14 protein-coding genes are annotated in these 22,136 nt (G+C 74.0%); 8 read left to right on the top strand and 6 right to left on the bottom strand.

The features are described from left to right. Positions 1 to 3 precede the first annotated feature (3 nt). Complete coding sequence (locus ACIQUQ_RS00275; protein WP_403969341.1) at positions 4 to 2,661, top strand: flippase-like domain-containing protein; 2,658 nt, start codon at positions 4 to 6, stop codon at positions 2,659 to 2,661. A 615-nt stretch (positions 2,662 to 3,276) separates the two neighbouring features. Here the strand turns inward: ACIQUQ_RS00275 and ACIQUQ_RS00270 are convergent. Further along, complete coding sequence (locus ACIQUQ_RS00270) at positions 3,277 to 4,035, bottom strand: YwiC-like family protein (RefSeq protein ID WP_403969338.1); 759 nt, start codon at positions 4,033 to 4,035, stop codon at positions 3,277 to 3,279. Between the two features lie 357 nt (positions 4,036 to 4,392). Between ACIQUQ_RS00270 and ACIQUQ_RS00265 the strand changes: the two genes are divergently transcribed. The 7 genes from ACIQUQ_RS00265 (at position 4,393) to ACIQUQ_RS00235 (ending at position 15,315) form a co-directional block, all read left to right on the top strand. After that, positions 4,393 to 8,058, top strand: coding sequence for a nitrate reductase subunit alpha (locus ACIQUQ_RS00265; protein ID WP_403969335.1), 3,666 nt, complete (start codon positions 4,393 to 4,395; stop codon positions 8,056 to 8,058). A gap of 5 nt (positions 8,059 to 8,063) precedes the next feature. Then, entirely contained in the window at positions 8,064 to 9,581 is a 1,518-nt protein-coding gene (gene narH, locus ACIQUQ_RS00260) for a nitrate reductase subunit beta (protein WP_403969332.1), read from the top strand. Next, entirely contained in the window at positions 9,581 to 10,276 is a 696-nt protein-coding gene (gene narJ, locus ACIQUQ_RS00255) for a nitrate reductase molybdenum cofactor assembly chaperone (protein WP_403969329.1), read from the top strand. Before narH ends, narJ begins: the two co-directional genes overlap by 1 nt. After that, positions 10,273 to 11,001: a respiratory nitrate reductase subunit gamma gene (gene narI / locus ACIQUQ_RS00250; protein ID WP_403969326.1), complete on the top strand. Its 729-nt coding sequence runs from the start codon at positions 10,273 to 10,275 to the stop codon at positions 10,999 to 11,001. Before narJ ends, narI begins: the two co-directional genes overlap by 4 nt. Continuing rightward, positions 10,998 to 12,236, top strand: a complete 1,239-nt coding sequence (locus ACIQUQ_RS00245) for a TIGR04053 family radical SAM/SPASM domain-containing protein (protein WP_403969324.1) — start codon at positions 10,998 to 11,000, stop codon at positions 12,234 to 12,236. The genes narI and ACIQUQ_RS00245 overlap by 4 nt, the downstream gene beginning before the upstream one ends. 31 nt (positions 12,237 to 12,267) lie before the next feature. After that, the gene (hemG, locus tag ACIQUQ_RS00240) at positions 12,268 to 13,647 is read left to right on the top strand and encodes a protoporphyrinogen oxidase (protein ID WP_403969321.1); all 1,380 of its coding nucleotides are present in this window, start codon (positions 12,268 to 12,270) and stop codon (positions 13,645 to 13,647) included. Positions 13,648 to 13,800: 153 nt separating this feature from the next. Next, the gene (locus ACIQUQ_RS00235; RefSeq protein WP_403969317.1) at positions 13,801 to 15,315 is read left to right on the top strand and encodes an alpha/beta hydrolase; all 1,515 of its coding nucleotides are present in this window, start codon (positions 13,801 to 13,803) and stop codon (positions 15,313 to 15,315) included. Between the two features lie 123 nt (positions 15,316 to 15,438). On the opposite strand, the gene moeZ is transcribed toward ACIQUQ_RS00235, so the two are convergent. The 5 genes from moeZ to pelF all read right to left on the bottom strand — a co-directional run bounded on the left by moeZ (position 15,439) and on the right by pelF (position 21,940). After that, positions 15,439 to 16,617: an adenylyltransferase/sulfurtransferase MoeZ gene (gene moeZ, locus ACIQUQ_RS00230; RefSeq protein WP_403668601.1), complete on the bottom strand. Its 1,179-nt coding sequence runs from the start codon at positions 16,615 to 16,617 to the stop codon at positions 15,439 to 15,441. Between the two features lie 64 nt (positions 16,618 to 16,681). After that, positions 16,682 to 17,434, bottom strand: a complete 753-nt coding sequence (locus tag ACIQUQ_RS00225) for a spherulation-specific family 4 protein (protein ID WP_403969314.1) — start codon at positions 17,432 to 17,434, stop codon at positions 16,682 to 16,684. Continuing rightward, entirely contained in the window at positions 17,422 to 18,408 is a 987-nt protein-coding gene (locus tag ACIQUQ_RS00220) for an NAD-dependent epimerase/dehydratase (RefSeq protein WP_403969312.1), read from the bottom strand. Before ACIQUQ_RS00220 ends, ACIQUQ_RS00225 begins: the two co-directional genes overlap by 13 nt. 467 nt (positions 18,409 to 18,875) lie before the next feature. After that, positions 18,876 to 20,345 carry a hypothetical protein gene (locus tag ACIQUQ_RS00215; RefSeq protein WP_403969309.1) on the bottom strand — a complete coding sequence of 490 codons (1,470 nt, stop codon included), beginning with the start codon at positions 20,343 to 20,345 and terminating at the stop codon, positions 18,876 to 18,878. Beyond that, complete coding sequence (gene pelF, locus ACIQUQ_RS00210) at positions 20,342 to 21,940, bottom strand: GT4 family glycosyltransferase PelF (protein WP_403969306.1); 1,599 nt, start codon at positions 21,938 to 21,940, stop codon at positions 20,342 to 20,344. Before pelF ends, ACIQUQ_RS00215 begins: the two co-directional genes overlap by 4 nt. Between the last annotated feature and the right edge of the window lie 196 nt (positions 21,941 to 22,136).

Raw genomic sequence — 22,136 nt, 5'->3', positions numbered from 1 at the left:
GGCGTGAGCGCGCAGGGCCCCGACGAGGGGTTCGTCGACCCGCTTGAGGGTGACGAGCCGCTGCTCGCCGCGCGCGTCCACCGCCCCTCGGACCTGGTGCGGCTGCTCGTCGGCACGCTCGGGATCGTCGTGGTCCTGGCGATCGCCGCCTTCGCGCACGGCACGACCGTGGGCCTGGAGTCGGACATCCGCGAGGGCACCGGCCAGGCGCCCGACCTGCTGATCAAGATCGCGGGGCTGGTGTCGAGCATCGCGGTGCTGCTGGTGCCGGTGGCCTTCGCCATCGAGCGGCTGATCAAGCGCGACGGGCTGCGCATCGCCGACGGCGTGCTCGCGGCCGTGCTCGCGCACGGCGTCACGCTGGCCACCGACCTGTGGGTGGCACGGGCCGCGTCCGACACCATCAAGGACGCGCTGACGATGCCGCAGGGCGCCGGCGGGACCTTCACCGACCCCGTGCACGGCTACCTCGCGCCGGTCATCGCCTACATGACGGCGGTCGGGATGACCCGGCGGCCGCGCTGGCGCGTGGCGCTGTGGGTGGTGCTGCTGCTCGATGCGCTGGCGATGCTGGTCGGCGGGTACACCACCCCCTTCTCGATCATCCTGACCGTGCTGATCGGCTGGACCGTGGCGTACGGCACGCTCTACGCCGTCGGCTCGCCGAACGTCCGCCCCACCGGCCAGACCCTCCTCGCCGGACTGCGCCGCGTCGGCTTCCAGCCGGTGCGCGCCATGCGGGCGGAGGAGGAGCCGGAGCTGCCGGAGCACAACGACCGGGGCCGGCGGTACCTCGTCACGCTGGAGGACGGCGGGCCGCTCGACGTGACCGTCGTGGACCGCGAGCAGCAGGCGCAGGGCTTCTTCTACCGGGTCTGGCGGCGGCTGACGCTCCGCGGGATCACCACCCGCCGCAGCCTCCAGTCCCTGCGGCAGGCACTGGAGCAGGAGGCGCTGCTGGCGTACGCGGCCATCGCGGCCGGGGCGAACGCGCCCAAGCTCATCGCCACCTCCGAGCTGGGCCCCGACGCGGTCATGCTCGTGTACGAGCACATCGGCGGCCGGTCGCTGGACGCGCTGCCGGACGAGGAGATCTCGGACGAGCTGATCCGCAACGCCTGGCAGCAGGTGCGTGCGCTGCAGTCACGCCGGATCGCGCACCGCCGGCTGGCGGGTGACGCGCTGCTGGTGGATCGTTCCGGCAGCATCGTGCTGACCGACCTGCGGGGCGGTGAGATCGCGGCGGGCGACCTGGTGCTGCGGATGGACATCGCGCAGCTGCTGACCACGCTCGGCCTGCGCGTCGGGGCGGAGCGCTCGGTGGCGGCCGCGGTGGCGGTGCTCGGCGGCGACGCGGTGGCGGACTGTCTGCCGCTGCTCCAGCCGATCGCGCTGACCCGCTCGACGCGGGCGACGCTGCGGCGGCTGGGCCGGGAGCGGGCGCAGCGCGAGCGCGAGGCGGTGCTGGCGGCGTCGAAGGCGGCCAAGGAGGCCAAGGAGCGCGAGCACGAGGCGGCGAAGGCCGGGAACCCGGTGGAGGCCGCCGCCGGCGAGCGGATCAAGGTCGGCGCGAAGGTCTCCGCGGCCAAGGCCGACAAGGCCGAGAAGAAGGCCGAGAAGCGGGCGCTGGACGTGGCGCTGGACGAGGCCCGGGAGGAGGACCTGCTCAGCCAGATCCGCGGGCAGGTGCTGCTGATCCGTCCGCAGGCGCCGGTCGAGCCGGCCCGGCTGGAGCGGATCAGGCCGCGCACGCTGGTGAGCTTCATCGCGGGCGCGTTCGCCGCGTACTTCCTGCTCTCTCAGCTGACGCACATCAACCCGGCCAAGACCGTGGCGGACGCGCAGTGGGGCTGGGTGGCGGTGGCGCTGGCGTTCTCCGCGCTCAGCTACCTGGCGGCGGCGATGAGCCTGCTGGGCTTCGTGCCCGAGCGGGTGCCGTTCCTGAAGACCGTGCTCGCGCAGGTGGCGGGCTCGTTCGTGAAGCTGGTGGCGCCCGCGGCCGTGGGCGGCGTGGCGCTGAACACGCGCTTCCTCCAGCGCTCCGGCGTACGGCCGGGCCTGGCGGTGGCGAGCGTGGGCGCGTCGCAGCTGTTCGGACTGGGCAGCCACATCCTGCTGCTGCTGGCCTTCGGCTACCTCACCGGCACCGAGAAGACCCCGGAGATGACCCCGTCCCGGACCGTGATCGCCGGCCTGCTGACGGTCGCGGTCCTGGTGCTGGTGGTGACGGCGGTGCCGTTCCTGCGGAAGTTCGTGGTGACGCGGGTGCGGGCGCTGTTCGCGGGCGTGGTCCCGCGCATGCTGGACGTGCTCCAGCGGCCGCAGAAGCTGTTCACCGGCATCGGCGGCATGCTGCTGCTGACCGGCTGCTTCGTGATGTGCCTGGATGCCTCGCTGCGGGCGTTCGGGGGCGCGGAGTCGGTCAGCTACGCGAGCATCGCGGTGGTCTTCCTGGCCGGCAACGCGCTGGGCTCGGCCGCCCCGACCCCGGGCGGCCTGGGCGCGGTGGAGACGACCCTGACCCTCGGCCTGGTCGCGGTGGGCGTGGACAAGGAGATCGCCCTCTCCTCGGTCCTGCTGTTCCGCCTGATGACCTTCTGGCTCCCGGTCCTCCCGGGCTGGCTGTCGTTCAACTACCTCACGCGCAAGGAAGCCCTCTAGCCACCCGGCGGGGCTGTCGAAGGCCGCCGCCTCCCGCACCCCACCTCCCGCCCGCCACTTCCGTGGCTGCCCTGGTGGGTCGGTGGTATGTGGGGAAGGTGCCTGACGCGTCGTGGCAGTACCTCCGCCCGCCACTCCCCCGCACTCCCCTTGGCAGGGCCTGGTGGGTCGTGTGGTGTGTGGGGAAGGTGCTTGAGGCGTCGTGGCAGGCTGGTCCGGAGGCAGGCCCGGGCCTGGGGTGGCCGAAGGCCAGGGCGAAGCCCCAAAGCCCCAGGGGTGGGCCTGCCGCTGGGGGCACCTCCCAGCGGTAGCTGGGGGAGGCCTGCAGGCCACGACGGGTCAAGCACCGAGGGGACCCACACACCACACGACCCACCCCCGAAGCGAGCTCCGGCGGCCTGGCGGGACAGAGCGGCACCCGGAAGCTTCGGCGCACGCTGGTCCCGGCAAGCAGCTGGGGCCACCAAGGAACCCACCCCACTGCGTCCCCCGGCCAGCCACCCCACTGCGTCCCCCGGCCAGCCACCCCACTGCGGGCCCAGGCCACCCGGCCGCGGCGGCCCCCGGCGGACAGCCCCGCCCCCCGCCCCCGCCCGGGCCTTCCCGCCGTAGCCGTCAGAAGACCAGGAGCAGGCTCGCCAGGAGGACGAGGGAGCAGCCCAGTTCCAGGGCGCCGACGACCGGCACCCTGATCCCGCGGCCCGGCAGGGCCGCCGCTCGGGCGAGGTAGAGGGCGAAGGGCAGGGCCAGCCAGGGCGAGAGGCAGGCCGCGGCGGCCACGGCGGCAGCGTGGTAGCCGACCGAGGCGCGGTGGTACGTACGGGAGTTCCGCTCCCGGATCATCGTCTTCACGTACGGCACCGTGCCCGCGAAGTACAGCAGGCAGGCCAGTGCCGCCCGCCACCCGTCGGGCGCCACGGCGCCCCCGCCCAGGCGCAGCGCGACCAGCAGCATCCCGCAGGCCGGCACCACCGCGGCCAGGCCGTTCACCAGTGCCCGCTCGCGGTTCCGCCAGGCGTGGTACGTGTTCACCGCGACGAACGGCGCAGCGGCCAGGGCGGCCGCGAGGAGCCACGGGTACGCCACCGCGAGCGGCAGCGCGCACACCGCGAAGGCTCCGCCGAAGACCAGGCCCGGCAGCGCGTGCCGGCCGGCGGCCCTGGGGTTGCGGGAGTTCCGGCGCAGCCGCAGCCACTGCTGGCCGTGGTACACGGCGACGTATCCCAGCAGCCAGGCGGCGAACAGCGCGAGGTGCGCCGGACCGGGGTCCGGGGAGAGGAACGTACCCACCGCGAAGGGCACGGCGAGCATCGCCCAGGCCCCGTGCTGGTCCGGCAGCCACCGCCGCTTGCCTCCGCCACGCCCCGCCACCACCGCACGACCTTTCCGGTAATCCGCACCCCATGGGCACCCAATCGGCACCCAATCGGCGCCCAACCCGCACCCAATCGGCGCCCAACCCGCACCCACTCGGCACCTATTCGGCATCCAACCGGCGCCGCCCTGCCCCCGCCCTGCACCGAATTGGAATTCCAACGCGTAATTTCCGCGCCCGACCCAAAAGTTGGGCCCAAACCAGCATGCACCCGAGCGGTCCCCCAAAGTCCGGAAAGAGGTCACCCCGCATCGGGACCTTCGTCCCCGGGGCGCCCCGATTTCCCCGGCGTAACGTCGAAAAGGGCCGTTTCCTCGGCCCCACCGGGCACCGCCCGGGCATCGCTGGAGGACCGTGTGTTGCAGGAGAACCAGGGGCATCAGGGCGGGCATCAGGGCGCCGCGGAATCTCTGATCAGGGCGGGCAGTTTCTTCTCCCGCGCCGAGATCTCCGACGACCTCCGCACCGTCCACAAGACGGGCGGCCGGGCCGCCGAGGCCTTCTACCGGGACCGCTGGAGCCACGACAAGGTCGTGTACTCGACGCACGGGGTGAACTGCACGGGGTCCTGCCGGTGGAAGGTCTACGTGAAGGACGGGATCATCACCTGGGAGACCCAGGCCACCGACTACCCCTCCGTGGGCCCGGACCGCCCGGAGTACGAGCCGCGCGGCTGCCCCCGCGGCGCCGCGTTCTCCTGGTACACGTACTCCCCCACCCGCGTGCGCTACCCGTACGTGCGGGGCGTCCTGCTGGAGATGTACCGCGAGGCCAAGGCGCGCCTGAAGGACCCCGTGCTGGCGTGGGCGGACATCCAGGCCGACCCCGGGCGCCGCCGCACGTACCAGCAGGCGCGCGGCAAGGGCGGCCTGGTGCGCGCCACCTGGGAGGAGGCGACCGAGATCGTCGCCGCCGCACACGTCCACACGATCAAGGAGCACGGCCCCGACCGCGTCGCCGGCTTCTCCCCCATCCCGGCCATGTCGATGGCCTCGCACGCCGCCGGCGCCCGCTTCCACTCGCTCATCGGCGCGCCGATGCTGAGCTTCTACGACTGGTACGCGGACCTGCCGGTCGCCTCCCCCCAGGTGTTCGGCGACCAGACCGACGTACCGGAATCCGGCGACTGGTGGGACGCGGCCTACCTGATGATGTGGGGCTCCAACGTCCCCGTCACCCGCACCCCCGACGCCCACTGGATGACCGAGGCCCGCTACCGCGGCCAGAAGGTCGTCACCGTCTCCCCCGACTACGCGGACAACACCAAGTTCGCCGACGAGTGGATGCACCCCCACCCGGGCACGGACGGCGCCCTCGCGATGGCGATGGGGCACGTCATCCTCAAGGAGTTCTTCGTCGACCGGCAGACGCCGTTCTTCACCGACTACGTGCGGAAGTACACCGACCTGCCGTTCCTGGTCTCGCTCAGGGAGACCGAACACGGCCTGGTCCCCGGCAAGTTCGTCACCGCCGCCGACCTCGGGCACGAGACCGGCAACGCGCAGTGGAAGACGGTGCTCGTCGACGACGCCACGGGCGAGCCGGTCGTGCCGAACGGCACCCTCGGCCACCGCTGGGGCGAGAGCGAGGAGCCCGAGTGGAACCTCGACCTCGGCGACACCGTCCCCCGCCTCAGCCTCATCGGCGAGAACGGCACCGCCGAGGTCGTCCTCCCCCGCTTCGAGGACGACGCGGCCGGCACCGTCGTCCGCGGCGTCCCCGTGCGCCGCCTGGCCGGCCGCCTGGTGACCACCGTGTACGACCTGATGCTCGCCCAGTACGGCGTGGCCCGCCCGGGCCTGCCGGGCGACTGGCCGTCCTCGTACGAGGACGCGAGCCGGCCCGGCACCCCCGCCTGGCAGGAGACGCTGACCTCGGTACCGGCGGCCCAGGCGGCCCGGGTGGCCAGGGAGTTCGCGGAGACGGCCGAGAAGTCCCGGGGCCGCTGCATGATCCTGATGGGCGCCGGCACCAACCACTGGTTCCACTCCGAGACCATCTACCGCGCCTTCCTCGCCCTGCTCACCCTGACCGGCTGCCAGGGGCGCAACGGCGGCGGCTGGGGCCACTACGTCGGCCAGGAGAAGTGCCGCCCGGTCACCGGCTGGGCCACGCTGGCCGCCGCCTCCGACTGGTCGCGCCCCCCGCGGCAGATGATCGGCGCCGCCTGGTTCTACCTGCACACCGACCAGTGGCGGTACGACACCCTGCCCGCCGAGGCCCTGGCCTCGCCGCTGGGCGACGGCCGCTTCGCCGGGATGACCGGTGCGGACTGCCTGGCCGCGTCCTCGCGCATGGGCTGGATGCCCTCGTACCCGACCTTCGACCGCAACCCGCTGGAGCTGGGCGCCTCGGCGGACCCCGTGGCCGACGCCGTGCGGGAGCTGGAGGCGGGAACCCTCGGCTTCGCCGGCGAGGACCCGGACGCCCCGCGCAACTGGCCGCGCGTGCTCAACGTGTGGCGGGCCAACCTGCTCGGCTCCAGCTCCAAGGGCAACGAGTACTTCCTCAAGCACCTGCTGGGCACCCACTCCAACCTCCCCGAGGACGGGCCCCGCTGCACGCCCAGGGACGTCACCTGGCACGAGGCGGACGTGGAGGGCAAGCTCGACCTGCTGATGACCATGGACTTCCGGATGACGTCCACGACGCTGCTCTCGGATGTGGTCTTCCCGGCGGCCACCTGGTACGAGAAGCACGACCTGTCCTCCACGGACATGCACCCCTTCCTGCACGCCTTCACGCCGGCCGTGGACCCGCCCTGGCAGGCGCGTTCCGACTACGACGCCTTCCTCGGCCTCGCCCGCCGGTTCGGCGAACTGGCCGCCGGGCACCTGGGCGTACGCAAGGACCTGGTCGCCACCGCCCTCCAGCACGACACCCCGGGCGGCGAGATGGCCCAGCCCGGCGGGGTGGCCCTGGACTGGTCGAAGGGCGAGTGCGTGCCCGTACCCGGCCGGACCATGTACAACCTGACGGTCGTGGAGCGGGACTACGGGGCGGTGGGCGAGAAGTTCGCCGCGCTCGGCCCGCTGGTCGACACCCTCGGCGTCACCACGAAGGCGATCACCTTCGACGTGGCCGAGGAGGTCGGCTACCTGGGCGCGAAGAACGGCACGGTGCGCGGCGGCGTCGCGGACGGCCGGCCGCGCCTGGACACCGCGCAGCGGGCCTGCGAGGCGATCCTCTCCCTCTCGGGCACCAGCAACGGCCGGCTGGCCACGCAGGGCTTCGAGACGCTGGAGAAGAAGGTGGGCACGCACATGGCCCACCTGGCCGCGGAGGCCGAGGGCAAGCGGATCACCTTCGCCGACACCCAGGCCCGCCCGGTCCCGGTGATCACCTCGCCGGAGTGGTCGGGCTCGGAGTCCGGCGGCCGCCGGTACACGGCCTTCACGGTCAACACCGAGCACCTCAAGCCCTGGCACACCCTCACCGGCCGCCAGCACTTCTTCCTCGACCACGACTGGCTGCACGAGGTGGGCGAGTCGCTGCCGGTCTACAAGCCGCCGCTGAACATGCACCGGCTGTACGGCGAGCCGCAGCTCGGGCAGGTCGACGAGAAGACCGTCGCCGTCCGGTACCTGACCCCGCACAACAAGTGGGCCATCCACAGCCAGTACCAGGACAACCTCTACATGATGACCCTGGGCCGCGGCGGCCAGACGGTGTGGATGTCCCCGCAGGACGCGGAGGCCATCGGGGTGCGGGACAACGACTGGATCGAGGCGGTCAACCGCAACGGCGTGGTCACCGCCCGCGCGATCGTCTCCCACAAGATGCCGCCCGGCACGGTCTACATGAACCACGCACAGGAGCGCACGGTCGGCGTCCCGAAGACGGAGAAGACGGGCCGCCGCGGCGGCATCCACAACTCCCTCACCCGCGTGATGCTCAAGCCCACGCACCTCGTGGGCGGTTACGCCCAGCTGACCTGGGCCTTCAACTACCTCGGCCCGACCGGCAACCAGCGCGACGAGGTGACGGTCGTCCGCCGCCGCTCGCAGAAGGTGGAGTTCTGATCCAGATGCGCGTCATGGCACAGATCGCGATGGTCATGAACCTCGACAAGTGCATCGGCTGCCACACCTGCTCGGTCACCTGCAAGCAGGCGTGGACCAACCGCCAGGGCACCGAATACGTCTGGTTCAACAACGTCGAGACCCTCCCCGGCCAGGGCTACCCCCGCCGCTGGGAGGACCAGGAGCGCTGGAAGGGCGGCTGGGAGCGCACCCGTTCGGGCAGGCTGCGGCTGAAGGCGGGCGGCCGCCTCGCCAAGCTGGGCAAGATCTTCGCCAACCCGGACCTGCCGGAGATCGGCGACTACTACCAGCCCTGGACGTACGAGTACAAGAACCTCACCGAGGCCCCGGCCGGCGACGACCTGCCGGTGGCCCGCCCGGTGTCGCAGACCACCGGCGAGCCGCTCGACACCATCGAGTGGGGCCCGAACTGGGACGACAACCTCGGCGGCGGCCCGGAGCACGCCCCGAAGGACCCGGTCGTGGAGAAGCTCCGCGACGAGGTGGGCGAGAAGATCCGCTTCGAGTTCGAGCAGAGCTTCATGTTCTACCTGCCGCGGATCTGCGAGCACTGCCTCAACCCGGCGTGCGTCTCCTCCTGCCCGTCCGGCGCGATGTACAAGCGCGAGGAGGACGGCATCGTCCTGGTCGACCAGGACCGCTGCCGCGGCTGGCGGATGTGCGTCACCGGCTGCCCGTACAAGAAGGTCTACTTCAACCACGCCACCGGCAAGGCCGAGAAGTGCACCTTCTGCTTCCCGCGCATCGAGGTCGGCATGCCGACCGTCTGTTCCGAGACCTGCGTCGGCCGGATGCGCTACCTCGGCGTGATGCTCTACGACGCCGACAAGGTCGCCGGGGCCGCGGCCGTGGAGGACGAGCACGACCTCTACCCGGCCCAGGTCGAGTGCTTCCTCGACCCGCACGACCCCGCCGTGGCCGAGGCCGCCCGGGCCGCCGGACTCACCGAGGAGTGGCTCGACGCCGCCCGCCGCTCGCCCGTCTACGACCTGATCGCGACCTATCAGGTGGCCCTGCCCCTGCACCCGGAGTACCGGACCATGCCGATGGTCTGGTACGTGCCCCCGCTCTCCCCGGTCGTCGAGGCGGTGGCCGCCACCGGCCGCGACGGCGAGGACGCGGGCAACCTCTTCGGCGCGATCGACGCCCTGCGCATCCCCGTCGAGTACCTGGCCGAGGTGCTGACCGCGGGCGACACGTACCCGGTCGAGGCCGTGCTGCGCCGGATGGCCGCGATGCGCGCGTACATGCGGCGGATCAACCTCGGCGAGGAGCGGGACGAGACCGTCGCGAAGGCGGTCGGCCTGACCGGGGCCGAGATGGAGGACATGTTCCGGCTGCTGGCCGTCGCCAAGCAGGAGGACCGGTTCGTGATCCCCACGGCCGCCCGCGCCGACGCCGACGCGCTCGCCGATTCCCACCCCCTGGAGGCCGGGTGTCCCGTCGGGGAGTCCGGCACTCCCCGTGTGATGCTCAACCTCAGCCCCACCCGGAGGCGTTGATGTCCACCCCGCCCGCGGAGACCCTGACCCCCGATGCGCTCGTACGACTCGTCGCCGGCCACTGCCTGCGGTACCCCGACTCCGACCTGTACGGCGCGCTCCCCGCGCTCCGTGCGGCCCTCACCGGGGCGCCCGCCGAACCGGCCCGGCTGATCGGCGCGTTCCTCGACCACGCACGGGCCACCGAGCCGCTGCGGATGTGCGCGGAGTACACCTCGACCTTCGACACCCGCAACCGCCGCTGCCTCTACCTGACCTGGTGGACCGACGGCGACACCCGGCGGCGCGGGCTGTCGCTGGTGCGGATCAAGCGGATCTACCGCGACCACGGGCTGGAGTTCACGGGCGAGGAGCTGCCCGACTTCCTGCCGGTGGCCCTGGAGTTCGCCGCCCGGCACCCGGAGGCGGGCACCGAGCTGCTCCAAGAGCACCGGGCCGGCCTGGAGCTGCTGCGCCTGGCGCTGTCCGCCGCGGACACGCCGTACACCCGGCTGCTCGAAGCGGTCTGCGCCACCCTGCCCGGCCCCTCCCCCGAGACCAGGGCGGAGGCGAAGGCCCTGGCCAGGAACGGGCCGCCGCAGGAGCTGGTGGGCGCGGGAACGCCGCTGGAGCCCTTCGGGCCCGGCATGGAGCCTCCGGTGGACCTGCCCTGGCCCACGTCCGCGCCCGCCGCCCCGGAGAGGACCATCGCATGACCGACCTGCTGCTGTGGGGCGTGCTCCCGTACGTCTCCGTCGCGCTGCTGATCGCGGGTACGGTCTGGCGCGCCCGCTACGACCAGTTCGGCTGGACCACCCGCTCGTCGCAGCTGCACGAGTCCCGGCTGCTGCGGATCGGCTCGCCGCTGTTCCACTTCGGCATGCTGTTCGTGGTGCTCGGGCACGTGGTGGGCCTGCTGATCCCGCGGAGCTGGACGGACGCGGTGGGGCTGAGCGACCACGCGTACCACCTGCTGGCGGTGTCCACCGGCGCGGTCGCGGGGGTGGCCGCCGCCGCGGGCATCGGAATCCTGGTCTTCCGGCGGTTCCGGGTGCCGGCCGTGCGCCGGGCCACCCTGAAGAGCGACCACCTGATGTACACCTTCCTGCTCGGGGCGATGGTGCTGGGCCTGACGGCCACGGTGCTCAACTCCACCGGCGCGACGGACGGGTACAACTACCGGGAGGGCATCTCCCCCTGGTTCCGCGGCCTGTTCACCTTCCAGCCGGACCACCACCTGATGGCGGGCGCCCCGCTGGCCTTCAAGCTGCACATCCTGTTCGGTTTCACCCTGTTCGCGCTGATCCCGTACTCGCGGCTGGTGCACATGTTCAGCGTCCCGGTGAAGTACCTGTTCCGGCCGTACGTGGTCTACCGCTCCCGGAAGCCCGGGCAGCCGGCGAACCGCGAGGACAGGCGGGGCTGGGAGCGGGTCTCGTGACCGGCGGCGCGACGGGCGGACCCGGCGGCCCGTACGGGAACGCGCGGCGGATCGTGCGGCAGCCCCGGCACGCCGTCGCCGAGCGCCCCTTCATCGTGATCTGGGAGGCCACCCGGGCCTGCCCGCTGGCCTGCCTGCACTGCCGGGCCGAGGCGCAGACCCGGCGCGACCCGCGGGAGCTGGACGGGACGGACGCCCGGCGGGTGATGGACCAGGTCGCCGCCTTCGGCCGGCCCGCCCCACTCTTCGTGATCACCGGCGGCGACCCCTTCCAGCGGGCCGACCTGGCCGAGCTGGTCGCGTACGGCACCTCCCTCGGCCTGCGCGTCGCGGTCTCCCCCTCCGGCACGCCCACGCTCACCCGGGAGAACCTGGTGGCCGTGCGCGACGCGGGCGCGGTGGCCCTCTCCCTCTCCCTGGACGGCTCGACGGCCGGGCGGCACGACGCCTTCCGCGGCGTGCCCGGGGTGTACGACTGGACCCTGGACGGCTGGCGCACCGCCCGCGAGCTGGGCCTGAAGGTGCAGGTCAACACCACTCTGACCCGGCGGAGCCTGCCCGACCTGGCCGACATCGCGGCGCTCGTGCGGCGGGAGGGCGCGATGCTCTGGTCCGGCTTCGTGCTGGTCCCCACGGGCCGCGGCGAGCAGCTCTCGGCGCTCTCCGCCGAGGAGGTCGAGGACGCGCTGCACTTCCTGTACGACTGCGGATCCGTGCTGGCCACCAAGACCACCGAGGGCCACCACTTCCGCCGGATCGCGCTCCAGCGTGCTCTCCTCGACCGGCACGGCGAGCGGCCGGCCCTCGGCCCCCTGTACGGGCGGCTGTCCGCCCGCGCCGCGGAGCTGGGGCTGTTCGAGGGCGGGCGGCGGGCCGTGCGGCGCCCGCCGATGGACGTCTCCTCGGGCCGCGGCTTCGTCTTCGTCTCCCACACCGGCGAGGTGCACCCGTCGGGCTTCCTGCCCGTGTCGGCGGGCAACGTGAAGAACCGTCCGCTGACCGAGGTCTACCGCGGGTCGGCGCTGTTCACGAAGCTGCGGGACCCCGCGCTGCTGGGCGGGAGGTGCGGGGCCTGCGAGTTCAGGTCCGTGTGCGGGGGGTCGCGGTCGCGGGCGTACGGGTCCACCCGGGACGTCCTCGCGGAGGACCCGTACTGCGCGTACCGGCCGGGCAGCTTCCCGTACCAGGAGGAACTGGCCGAAAGCATGAGTAATCAGGGCACTCCTCGCCCGTAGGGTCGAAGGGGGAACTCACCAGGAGCAGAGCATGCGTTCAGTGATCGTCGTCGGTGGTGGAATCAGCGGTCTGGCCGCGGCCTGGCAGCTGCGCGGGCAGGCGGACGTGACCGTCCTGGAGAGCGCGGCCCGGGTGGGCGGAAAGCTGCGCACCGGCACGATCGCGGGCATCGCGGTCGACGAGGGCGCCGAGTCCCTGATGGCGCTGCGGCCGGAGGCCGTCGAACTGGCGGCGGCGGTGGGCCTGGGCGACGCCCTGTGCGACCCCGCCCAGGCGCCGACCACGATCTGGACCCACGGCGCGCTGCGCCCGCTGCCCGCCGGGCACGTGATGGGCGTACCGACCGACCCCGAGGCCCTGGCCGCCACCGGGCTGCTCTCCCCGGAGGGCGTGGCCCGGGCCGCGGCCGAGGAGACCCTGCCGGCCGAGCCGCTGACGGAGGACGTCTCGGTCGCCCACCACCTCGCCGCCCGCTTCGGCCGGGAGGTGGTGGACCGGATGGTCGAGCCGCTGCTGGGCGGGGTGTACGCCGGCCGCGCCGACCGGCTCTCGCTGCGGGCCGCCATGCCGCGCGTCGCCGCCCTCGCGGAGCAGGGCGAGGCCCTGGTGCCGGCCCTGCGCCGGATGCGGGCCGCGGGCGCGCCCCGCCCGGCCCCGGTCGCCGTCCAGGGCGTGGCCGGCGGCACCGGCCGCTTCCCGGCGGCGGTCGCGGCGGCCTGCGGGGCGCGGATCCTCACCGGTACGACGGCCCGCTCGCTCGCCCTGACACCGGCGGGGCGGTGGCGCGTCCAGGCCGTCACCGACGACGGCCCGCTGACCATGGAGGCGGACGGGATCGTGCTGGCCCTGCCGGCCTTCGCCGCGGCCGAACTCCTGCGCCCGCACTCGCCCCTGGCGGACGCGGAGCTCTCCGCGATCCCGCACGCCTCGACCGCCGTCATCACCATGGCCTTCTCCCGGGCCCGGGCGCACTTCCTGCCGCAGGGCAACGGCTTCCTGGTGCCGCCCGTGGACGGCCACACCCTCAAGGCCGCCTCGTTCCTCTCCAACAAATGGGCGTGGCTGGCCCGGGCGGCGCCGGACGTGTTCGTGCTGCGCGCTTCCGTCGGCCGGATCGGCGAGGAGGGGCTGCTCGACAGCCCGGACCGGGTGCTGGTGCGGCGGGCCATCGCGGAGCTGCACCGGGCGGTGGGCCCGATGGGCGAGCCGGTGGCCACCCGCGTCACGCGCTGGGACCGGGGCCTGCCCCAGTACGGCGTCGGCCACCGGGAACGCGTGGCCCGCATCCGCGAGACCGCCGGCAAGCTCCCCGCCCTGACCCTCTGCGGCGCCGCGTACGAGGGGGTGGGCGTGGCAGCCTGCGTGGCGACGGGCCGCCAGGCCGCCCGCGACCTCCTGACCGCCGCCTGACCACCGTCCGCTCACGGCCACGCGGCGGGGGCGCCCGCACCGGGGCGCCGGGGCACCGCGCGGCGGCGGGGCACGGCCGGTCGCCGGGGGCCGGGGCACTCGCATGGGTCACTCGTCGGGCGGAGCGGGCGGGGGGCACGCAGGATGTGGCTTATGCCGACTTCCGCCCGCCTTCGCACCGCCGCGATCGCCGCCGCCGCGGCACTCCTGCCACTGGCCGGCTGCTCCGACGACAGTGGCGGCGCCAAGGACCTGAAGTGGGAGAGCTGTCCCGCCCCCTCCCCCGCGGAGGGCGGCGGCGAGGCACCGGGGAAGGACTGGGAGTGTTCGGCGCTCGACGTGCCGCTGGACTACGACGACCCGGACGGCGAGACCATCGAGCTGGCCGTCATCCGCTCCAAGGCGACCGACCCGTCCAAGCGCATCGGCTCGCTGGTCTTCAACTTCGGCGGGCCCGGCGGGTCGGGCGTGGCCGTCCTGCCCAGCGCGGCCAAGGACTTCCAGCGCCTGCGGGAGCGGTACGACCTGGTGAGCTTCGACCCGCGCGGCGTCGGCCGGAGCGCGGCGGTGCGCTGCCAGGACGACCGGCAGCTGGACGCGTACTACGCCTCCGACGCCACGCCGGTGGGACCGGCCGCCGAGAAGGAGTTCGTCGACGGCATCAAGACGTACTCCAACGCCTGCGAGCGCAACTCCGGCAGCGTCCTGCCGCACGTCGGGACCCTCGACGCGGCCCGCGACATGGACCGGCTGCGCGAGGCCCTCGGCGACGACAAGCTGCACTACTTCGGCATCTCGTACGGGACGGAGCTGGGCGGGGTGTACGCCCACCTGTTCCCGGAGAAGGTCGGGCGGGCGGTGTTCGACGCGGTCGTCGACCCGACCAAGGACTCGGAGCAGAGCTCGCTGGGGCAGGCGAAGGGCTTCCAGCTGGCCCTCGACAACTTCGCCCAGGACTGCGTGGACCGGGGTGACGAGTGCCGGCTCCAGGGCAGCACCGCCAAGGAGATCGAGGACAACATCGTCAAGCTCCAGCGGTCCCTGGCCGTCGAGCCCATCCCCGGCATCGGCGACCGGAAGCTGACCGAGACGCAGGCCACCGGCGGCATCGCCCAGGCCCTGTACTCGAAGGAGTACTGGCCGCTGCTCGAACAGGGTCTCGACGAGGCGGAGGGCGGCCAGGGCCAGCTGCTCCTGGCCCTCTCCGACGCGATGAACGGCCGCAGCCAGGACGGCACCTACAGCAACATCGGCGCGGCCAACACGGCCATCAACTGCGTCGACTCCAAGGACCGGTACACGATCGAGCAGACCAGGGCGAAGCTGCCCGAGTTCCACGCGGCCTCCGCCGTGTTCGGCGACTACCTGGGCTGGGCCATGATGGCCTGCAGCTCCTGGCCGGTCGCCGGAACCTGGCAGACGCCCGACGTGAGCGCTCCCGGCGCCGCCCCGATCCTGGTCATCGGCAACACCGGCGACCCGGCGACACCGTACGAGGGGGCCCGGCGGATGGCCCAGGAGCTCGGGCCCGGGGTGGGCGTGGAGCTGACGTACGACGGCGAGGGGCACGGCGCGTACAACAGCGGCGACCGCTGTGTGCAGGGGGCCGTGGACGGCTACCTGCTGGACGGGAAGGTGCCGAAGTCGAACACCACCTGCCCGGCCTGAGGCCGCGGGCCACGACAACACGGGAACGCCGAGGGGCCCGTACCGCTGCGCACAGCGGTACGGGCCCCTCGGCGGGAGTCGCCGTCGCCGGGCCCGGTCAGTGAGCCCGGCCGGCAGACCCGGTCAGTAGATCGGCTTCTCCGGCTCGATCTGGTTGACCCAGCCGATCACGCCGCCGCCGACGTGGACCGCGTCCCCGAAGCCCGCGGACTTCAGCACCGCGAGGACCTCCGCACTGCGGACACCCGTCTTGCAGTGCAGGACGATCTTCCGGTCCTGCGGCAGGTCCTGGAGGGCGTTGCCCATCAGGAACTCGCCCTTGGGGATCAGCTTCGCGCCCGGGATCGAGACGATCTCGTACTCGTTCTGCTCGCGGACGTCGATGATCTCGATCTTCTCGTCCGCGTCGATCCACTCCTTGAGCTGCTTCGGAGTGATCGTGGAGCCGAGCGCCGCCTCCTGGGCCTCCTCGGACACGACGCCGCAGAAGGCCTCGTAGTCGATGAGCTCGGTGACGGTCGCGTTCGGGCCGCAGACCGCGCAGTCGGGGTCCTTGCGGACCTTCACCTGGCGGTACTGCATCTCCAGGGCGTCGTAGATCATCAGGCGGCCGACGAGGGGCTCGCCCGTGCCGGTCAGGACCTTGATCGCCTCGGTGACCTGGATGGAGCCGATGGACGCGCAGAGCACGCCCAGCACGCCGCCCTCGGCGCAGGAGGGGACCATGCCCGGCGGCGGGGGCTCCGGGTAGAGGCAGCGGTAGCAGGGGCCGTGCTCGGACCAGAACACCGAGGCCTGGCCGTCGAAGCGGTAGATGGAGCCCCAGACGTACGGCTTGTTCAGCAGCACGCACGCGTCGTTGACGAGGTAGCGCGTGGCGAAATTGTCCGTGCCGTCGACGATCAGGTCGTACTGGCTGAAGATGTCCATCACGTTCTCGGCCTCGAGCCGCTCTTCGTGAAGGACCACGTTCACGTACGGGTTGATGCCGAGCACCGAGTCCCGCGCCGATTCGGCCTTGGAACGGCCGATGTCCGCCTGGCTGTGGATGATCTGGCGCTGCAGGTTCGACTCGTCGACCTCGTCGAACTCGACGATGCCCAGCGTGCCCACGCCGGCCGCGGCCAGGTACATGAGTGCGGGCGAGCCGAGGCCCCCCGCACCCACGCAGAGCACCTTGGCGTTCTTCAGGCGCTTCTGGCCGTCCATCCCGACGTCCGGGATGATCAGGTGGCGGGAGTACCGACGGACCTCGTCAACGGTGAGCTCAGCAGCTGGCTCGACCAGGGGTGGCAGCGACACGGGGACTCCGTAGATCGGTAAGTCTGAAACGGTTGTTCTCCCCGTAACACTGCCACGCCCTTCTTCATTCCGAGACACCCTGTCCGATACGCGAGACGATTTCGTCCCAGTACGCGGGCATCGCGGCCCAGGGGTCGGCCGTGCCGTGCCGGTCGGAGCGGTCGGTGAACCAGATCGTGCCGGCTCCCTGCCAGCGCGCGATGCGCATGGCCTCCTCCAGGTGGGTCCGGGGGACGCCGTGCACGAGGTGGCAGAACCGCTCGGGCGGGTACTCGGCCGTCCACTCGGCCACCTGTGACCAGCGGTAGTCCGCCCACCGCCCGGAGAACGTGACCAGCTGGTCCGCGGCCTCGGCGTACCCGGCGTACGGGTGGGTGCCGTGCCCGAAGACGATCCGGAGCCCCTCGCCCAGCGTACGGAGGGTCTCCGCGACCCGGCGCACGGCGGGCAGCTCGGCCCGGCCGGCGGGGGTCCGCCCGAGGTAGAACCCGTCGACCTGGTACCAGTCCCGGAAGGCGTGGGCATCGGAGACCAGCTCCCCGAAGGAGCGTGTCCCGTCCCGCATCGCGAGATGGCCGATCACGGTGCCGCCCGCGTCCCTGAGGCGGGCCACGGCCTCCAGGCAGTGCGGGTCGGGCCGGCTGCCGGGCCCGTCCGAGACGTTGAGGACGGCCCAGTGCAGGGGCGTGCCGGGCCGGCTGAGCTCGGCCCACTCCACGGGGGCGACGAGCGGGTGCGCGTACCCGGGGATGCCGAATCCGAGCCGGCCCGCCCCGGTGGCGGCGAGGCGGGCGCCCGGGGTCGTCAGATGCGACACGCGGCCTCCATCCAGATGTCGGCCAGCGACTCCTCCAGGTTGATCCGGGGACGCCAGCCGAGGCGGTCGCGGGCGGTGCGCACGTCGGCCTGCTGCCAGGCGCCGCAGCCGTCCGGGTAGGGGAACGAGCCGCTGGGCGGTCCGGCGGACAGCTGCTCCGCGGAGGACTCCGAGCGCTGGGCGCCGATGGTGGCCAGGCCCATGGGGCGGCCGTGCGGGGGCCCGTCGATCTCGTGCAGCGCGCCGCCGTACCCGGCGACCCGGGCGAGCACGGCCGCCGCGTCGCGGAGCCGGACGGCACGGCCGGTGCCGATGTTGACGACCCCCTGCGCGGCGGAGAGGGAGGCGGCATGGACGGCGCGGGCCACGTCGCGCACGTCGACGAAGTCGCGCTGGACCCCGAGGCCCCCGAGCTTCAGCTCGCCGTCGCCGGACTGCATGGCCCGGCGCATGGCCTCGGCGAGGCGGCCCAGGGGCGACCCGGCGGGCGTGCCGGGCCCGACGGGCGAGAACACGCGGAGCACGACGGCGTCGAGCCCGGAGCCGAGGACGAGCTCGGTGGCGGCGAGTTTGCTGACCCCGTAGGGGCCGCCGGGTCTGGGGACGGCGTCCTCGGCGGTGGAGGAGCCGGGCTGGCTGGGCCCGTACTCGGCGGCGCAGCCGAGCTGGACGAGCCGGGCGCCGCAGCCGCTGCGGCGCAGCGACTCGCAGATGGTGGCGACGGCCACGGTGTTGTGGCGGGTCAGCTCGCGGGCGCCGCCGCGCGTGGTGCCGGCGCAGTTGATCACGACGCCGGGGTGGACGGCGTCGAGGAACCGGGTGAGCGCGCCGGGGCTGCCCGTGGCGAGGTCGAACCGCACGTCGGCGTCGTCTCCGCGGCCGAGCGCGGTGAGCTGGACGGCCGGGTCGGCGAGCAGCCGGTCGGCCACGTAGCGGCCGAGGTATCCGTTGGCTCCGATCAGCAGCACCCTCATCGCGCGCCTCCTGCGTGCCGACGGGGCGTGGCGGGTGATTGGGGGGTCATCTCTCGTTCTCCTTCGGGGGTGTTGCGGTGGATTCGTGCGGGGTGGAGCGGCGGCGTCGGCTCCGCCGCTCCCTGCGGGGCGATCCGTCGGCCGCGCCCCCCGAGGGGTGCCGTGCCGCCGCTGCCGCCCCGTGGGACGTCTGCGCGTACCGCGCGGCCGGGACCGGCGGGGTGGTGCGGGCCCGTTCCGTCTCTCGGCCGTGGCGGGCGGCCGGCAGGGGCGGGCCGGTGCGGTGCCGTACGCGGCTGCTCGCCCGCGGGCGGTACGGGTGCCCGGCGCCCGGCGTCCCGCTGCCCGGGGAGCCGGTACGTACGTCGGGCCCCCGGGGCGGGGCGGTCCGCGCGCCCGGCGCTCCGGCTCGGAGGGGCGCGGTGGCCGGGGCGGGGGACGGAGGTCGCGGCGGACACCGGCGGCCCCTAGCGGAGGGCGTGCGCCGAGGCGCGGGAGAGGGCGGCGGCCACGTGGCCCAGCAGGGCGAGCAGCGCGGCGCCCAGCAGGCCGGTCGTGGCGGCGTACGGAACCGGCTGGCCGAGGGCCGCGGCACCCAGCAGTACCGCCTCCGCGGCGCACACGGCACCGAGGGCGTTGCGCGCGGCGGCCGGAGACCCGTGCACGGCGAGCAGCCGGGCCAGGAACAGCAGCACCCCGAGGGCCGTGCCGGCGGCGAGCGCACCTCCGGTGAGGGCCAGCAGTCCGGCGAGGGCCGCGGCGAACACGGCGCACACCCCGAGCAGCAGCGGGCGCACCCCGGCGGCGAACTCCTCCAGCAGCCGGCTGGCGGCGAGTCTGCGCCGGGCCCGGGTCGCGAACAGCCCGGCGCACCAGGTCGCCGGTGCGGCGGCGAGCGCGAGGGCGGTCAGCGTCCCGGCGGCGGCACCGGGGGGCGCGCCTTCCGTACCCACCGCGTCGGCACAGGCCACCCCGGCCGTGAGTGCGGCGGCCCAGAGCCAGGCGGTGGCTCCGGTCCGGCCGGTGACGCGCAGCGGCCCGGCCCGCAGGCAGCACACCAGGGCGACCAGGGCGAGGGCCCCGCCGGCCACGACGGCCGCGGTGCCCCGGGCCTGCACCCAGGTGCCGACCGCCAGGGCGCCCGGGAGGAGGGAGAGCCCGTACCCGATGGCCCGGCGCCCGGCGGTCCGCGCGGCCGGGTCCCCGGCCGCCGGGCCCGCGTCGGCGGCCGACGGCCCGTCGTGGCCCCGCGCCTCCTGCCCCGGGGCGGTCCCCCCGGTGCCCGGGCGGCCCTGCCCGGCCCCGCGCGGCACCCGCGCGTACAGCTCTTCGGCCAGCGAGAACACGTCCCGGTGCCGGAAGCGCGCCGCGGTGCGGTCGGTGACCCCGTGGGCCTCCAGGCCCGCGGCGATCTCCAGCGGGTCGACCGCCCGCTCGCACAGCTCCCGGTGGCGGTGCAGCAGCACCTTGACGGGGTCGGCCCCGCCGCGCCGCCGCACCGCGGTGCCGGCGCCACGGCCCGTGGCGCCCGGCCCCGCCGCGCCGCCCTCGCCCCCGGCGGCCGCACGGGCCACGGGCACCGGGACGGTCACCGGCTCGGCCGGCGGCGCCGGGACGACGAGCGTCACCGGCTCGGGGACCGGCACCGCGACCGTCACCGGCTCGGGGACCGGCACCGCGACCGTCACCGGCTCGGCCTGCGGGACCGGCACGGCCATCGGCACCGTCCGGGAGGACCCGCCCACCGGCCCGGCCCCCGCGTGCGCCCCCGCGCCCGTCCCCGTCCCCGTCCCCGTCCCCGGGTTGACGCTGCCGTTGACCAGCCCGTTGACGCCCTGCGCACCGTCCTGCACGGGAATTCCGGGCCGGGTGTCGCGCCCCGCCGCCAGGATCTCCTCGGCCCTCGTCGGGTAGGCCTCCGGCCGCTGCCCGCTCATGCCGTCGCCTCCGGGGTGCGGGTGCGGCCGGCCGCGCCGGCGGCCCACCGGCCCGGTACGCACGCCTCCGCCGGCAGCCCGAACGGCACTTCCCCGTCGTCCGGGCGGGCCGGTGCGTGCGAGATCAGTTCCAGGTACAGGGCGCGGAAGGCGGCCACGTTCTGCTCCACCGTGAAGAGTTCGAGCGCGCGGGCACGGGCGGCGGCGCCCAGCCGCGCGGCCCGCTCGGGGTCCCGCAGCAGCGCCAGACAGGCGTCGGCGAGGGCGCGCGGGTTGCGGGGCGGCACCACGAGCCCGGTGCCTCCGATGACCTCGCAGACGGCCCCGGCATCGGTGGACACGGTGGCCCGCCCGCAGAACATCGCCTCGACCAGGCTGATCGGGAAGCCCTCGACCACCGAGGACAGCACCACCACCCGCCCCGAGGCGTAGGCGTCGGCCGGCTGCGGCGCGGCCGGTCCGCCGATCTCCTCGAAGCTGACCGGGTTCTCGCCCACGGTCACCGCGTCCGCGGCCTCGTCGGGGAAGAGCTGGGCGGCCAGCGCGCGGCAGTGCGCGAGGTACGAGACCGCCTCGGGTGTGCGCGAGGGGGCCGCGAACAGCCGCAACCGTGCTTCGGGTTCGGCTTTCCGCACCTCTCCGAAGGCGTGCAGCAGCGCGATCACGTCCTTGGCCGGCTCGACCCGGCCGACCCACACCAGCGTGAGCGGGTCGCCCTGGTCGGCGGCCTCGCCGACGGCGGCGAATCGGTCCGCCTCCATCCCCGGGTACACGGTGCGCACGCGGGCGCGGTCGGCGCCGCACCGCTCCTGCCAGCGCCTGGCGTGCGTGTTGCCGGGGGTGAGCAGGTCGCTGGTCCGGTAGACCTCGGCGGCCAGCCGTCCGTGGAAGGCGGCGAGGAGCGCGCGCACGGCGGCGGTCAGCGGCGCCCCGGCGCGGTCGAGGTAGTGCGCGCGCAGCGGGACGCCGTACTCGGTGACCAGCAGCGGGATGCCGAAGAAGCGTTTGGCCAGGAGCCCGGACAGGGCGGCGACGCCGCCGGCCGCCGCGTGGCACACGTCGACGCCGCCGAGGTCCTCGTACCAGTCGAGGGACAGCGGGCGCAGCGCCCGCTCCAGCTCGTCGGTGAAGTCGAGGAGGTCGGGCACCTGGGCGGTCTGGAGGGTGCGGTTCGCGCCGGGGGCCCGGCAGGCGGACTCCAGGGCGCGGACGGCCGTCTCGGAGCGCAGCGCCGCGTACAGGCCGCCCTCCTCGCGGGCGAGTTCGGCCAGCCCGTACAGGCCCTGGGCGAAGGGTTCCGGGCGTCCGGCGCACACGCCGGCCACGAGGTCCCTGAAGTGCCCGGCGAACCTGCGGCGTTCGCGGCGGCCGTGGCTGCGGCCGTCGTCGTCGGGGGCCCACAGCGGGGCGGTGCGTACGTGGGTGACGTGCGGCGGCAGCGGGACGCGTCCCGCGCGCTCCTGCTCGGCGCTGCGGCTCAGCGCGTAGATCTCGAACTCGTGCTGCGGGAGTCCGCGTACGAGCCGGTCGCACCAGAGTCTCGACTCACCCGTCGCATACGGATAACCACCCTCCGTGAGCAGTCCGATCCGCACGAGTGCACCCCCGATCTCCCGTATGAGGCGGCCGCCTTGGGTCGGGCGACCCGCCGCGGGATGAACTCAAGCGGATGCACCGGTGGCGGGGGGGGGGGGGGGGTGAGGGCGTCCCAGGCTCGCGACGCGAGAGTGTATAGTGAATTGAAGCAGACCGCCCCCCACGTCGCACTCAGGAGGGCACCGCCCAGCACCC

This window comes from Streptomyces sp. NPDC101118 (genome assembly GCF_044759445.1).
In the GTDB taxonomy this organism is placed as follows: Bacteria; Actinomycetota; Actinomycetes; order Streptomycetales; family Streptomycetaceae; genus Streptomyces.
This window is presented reverse-complemented; position numbering and strand designations above follow the sequence as displayed.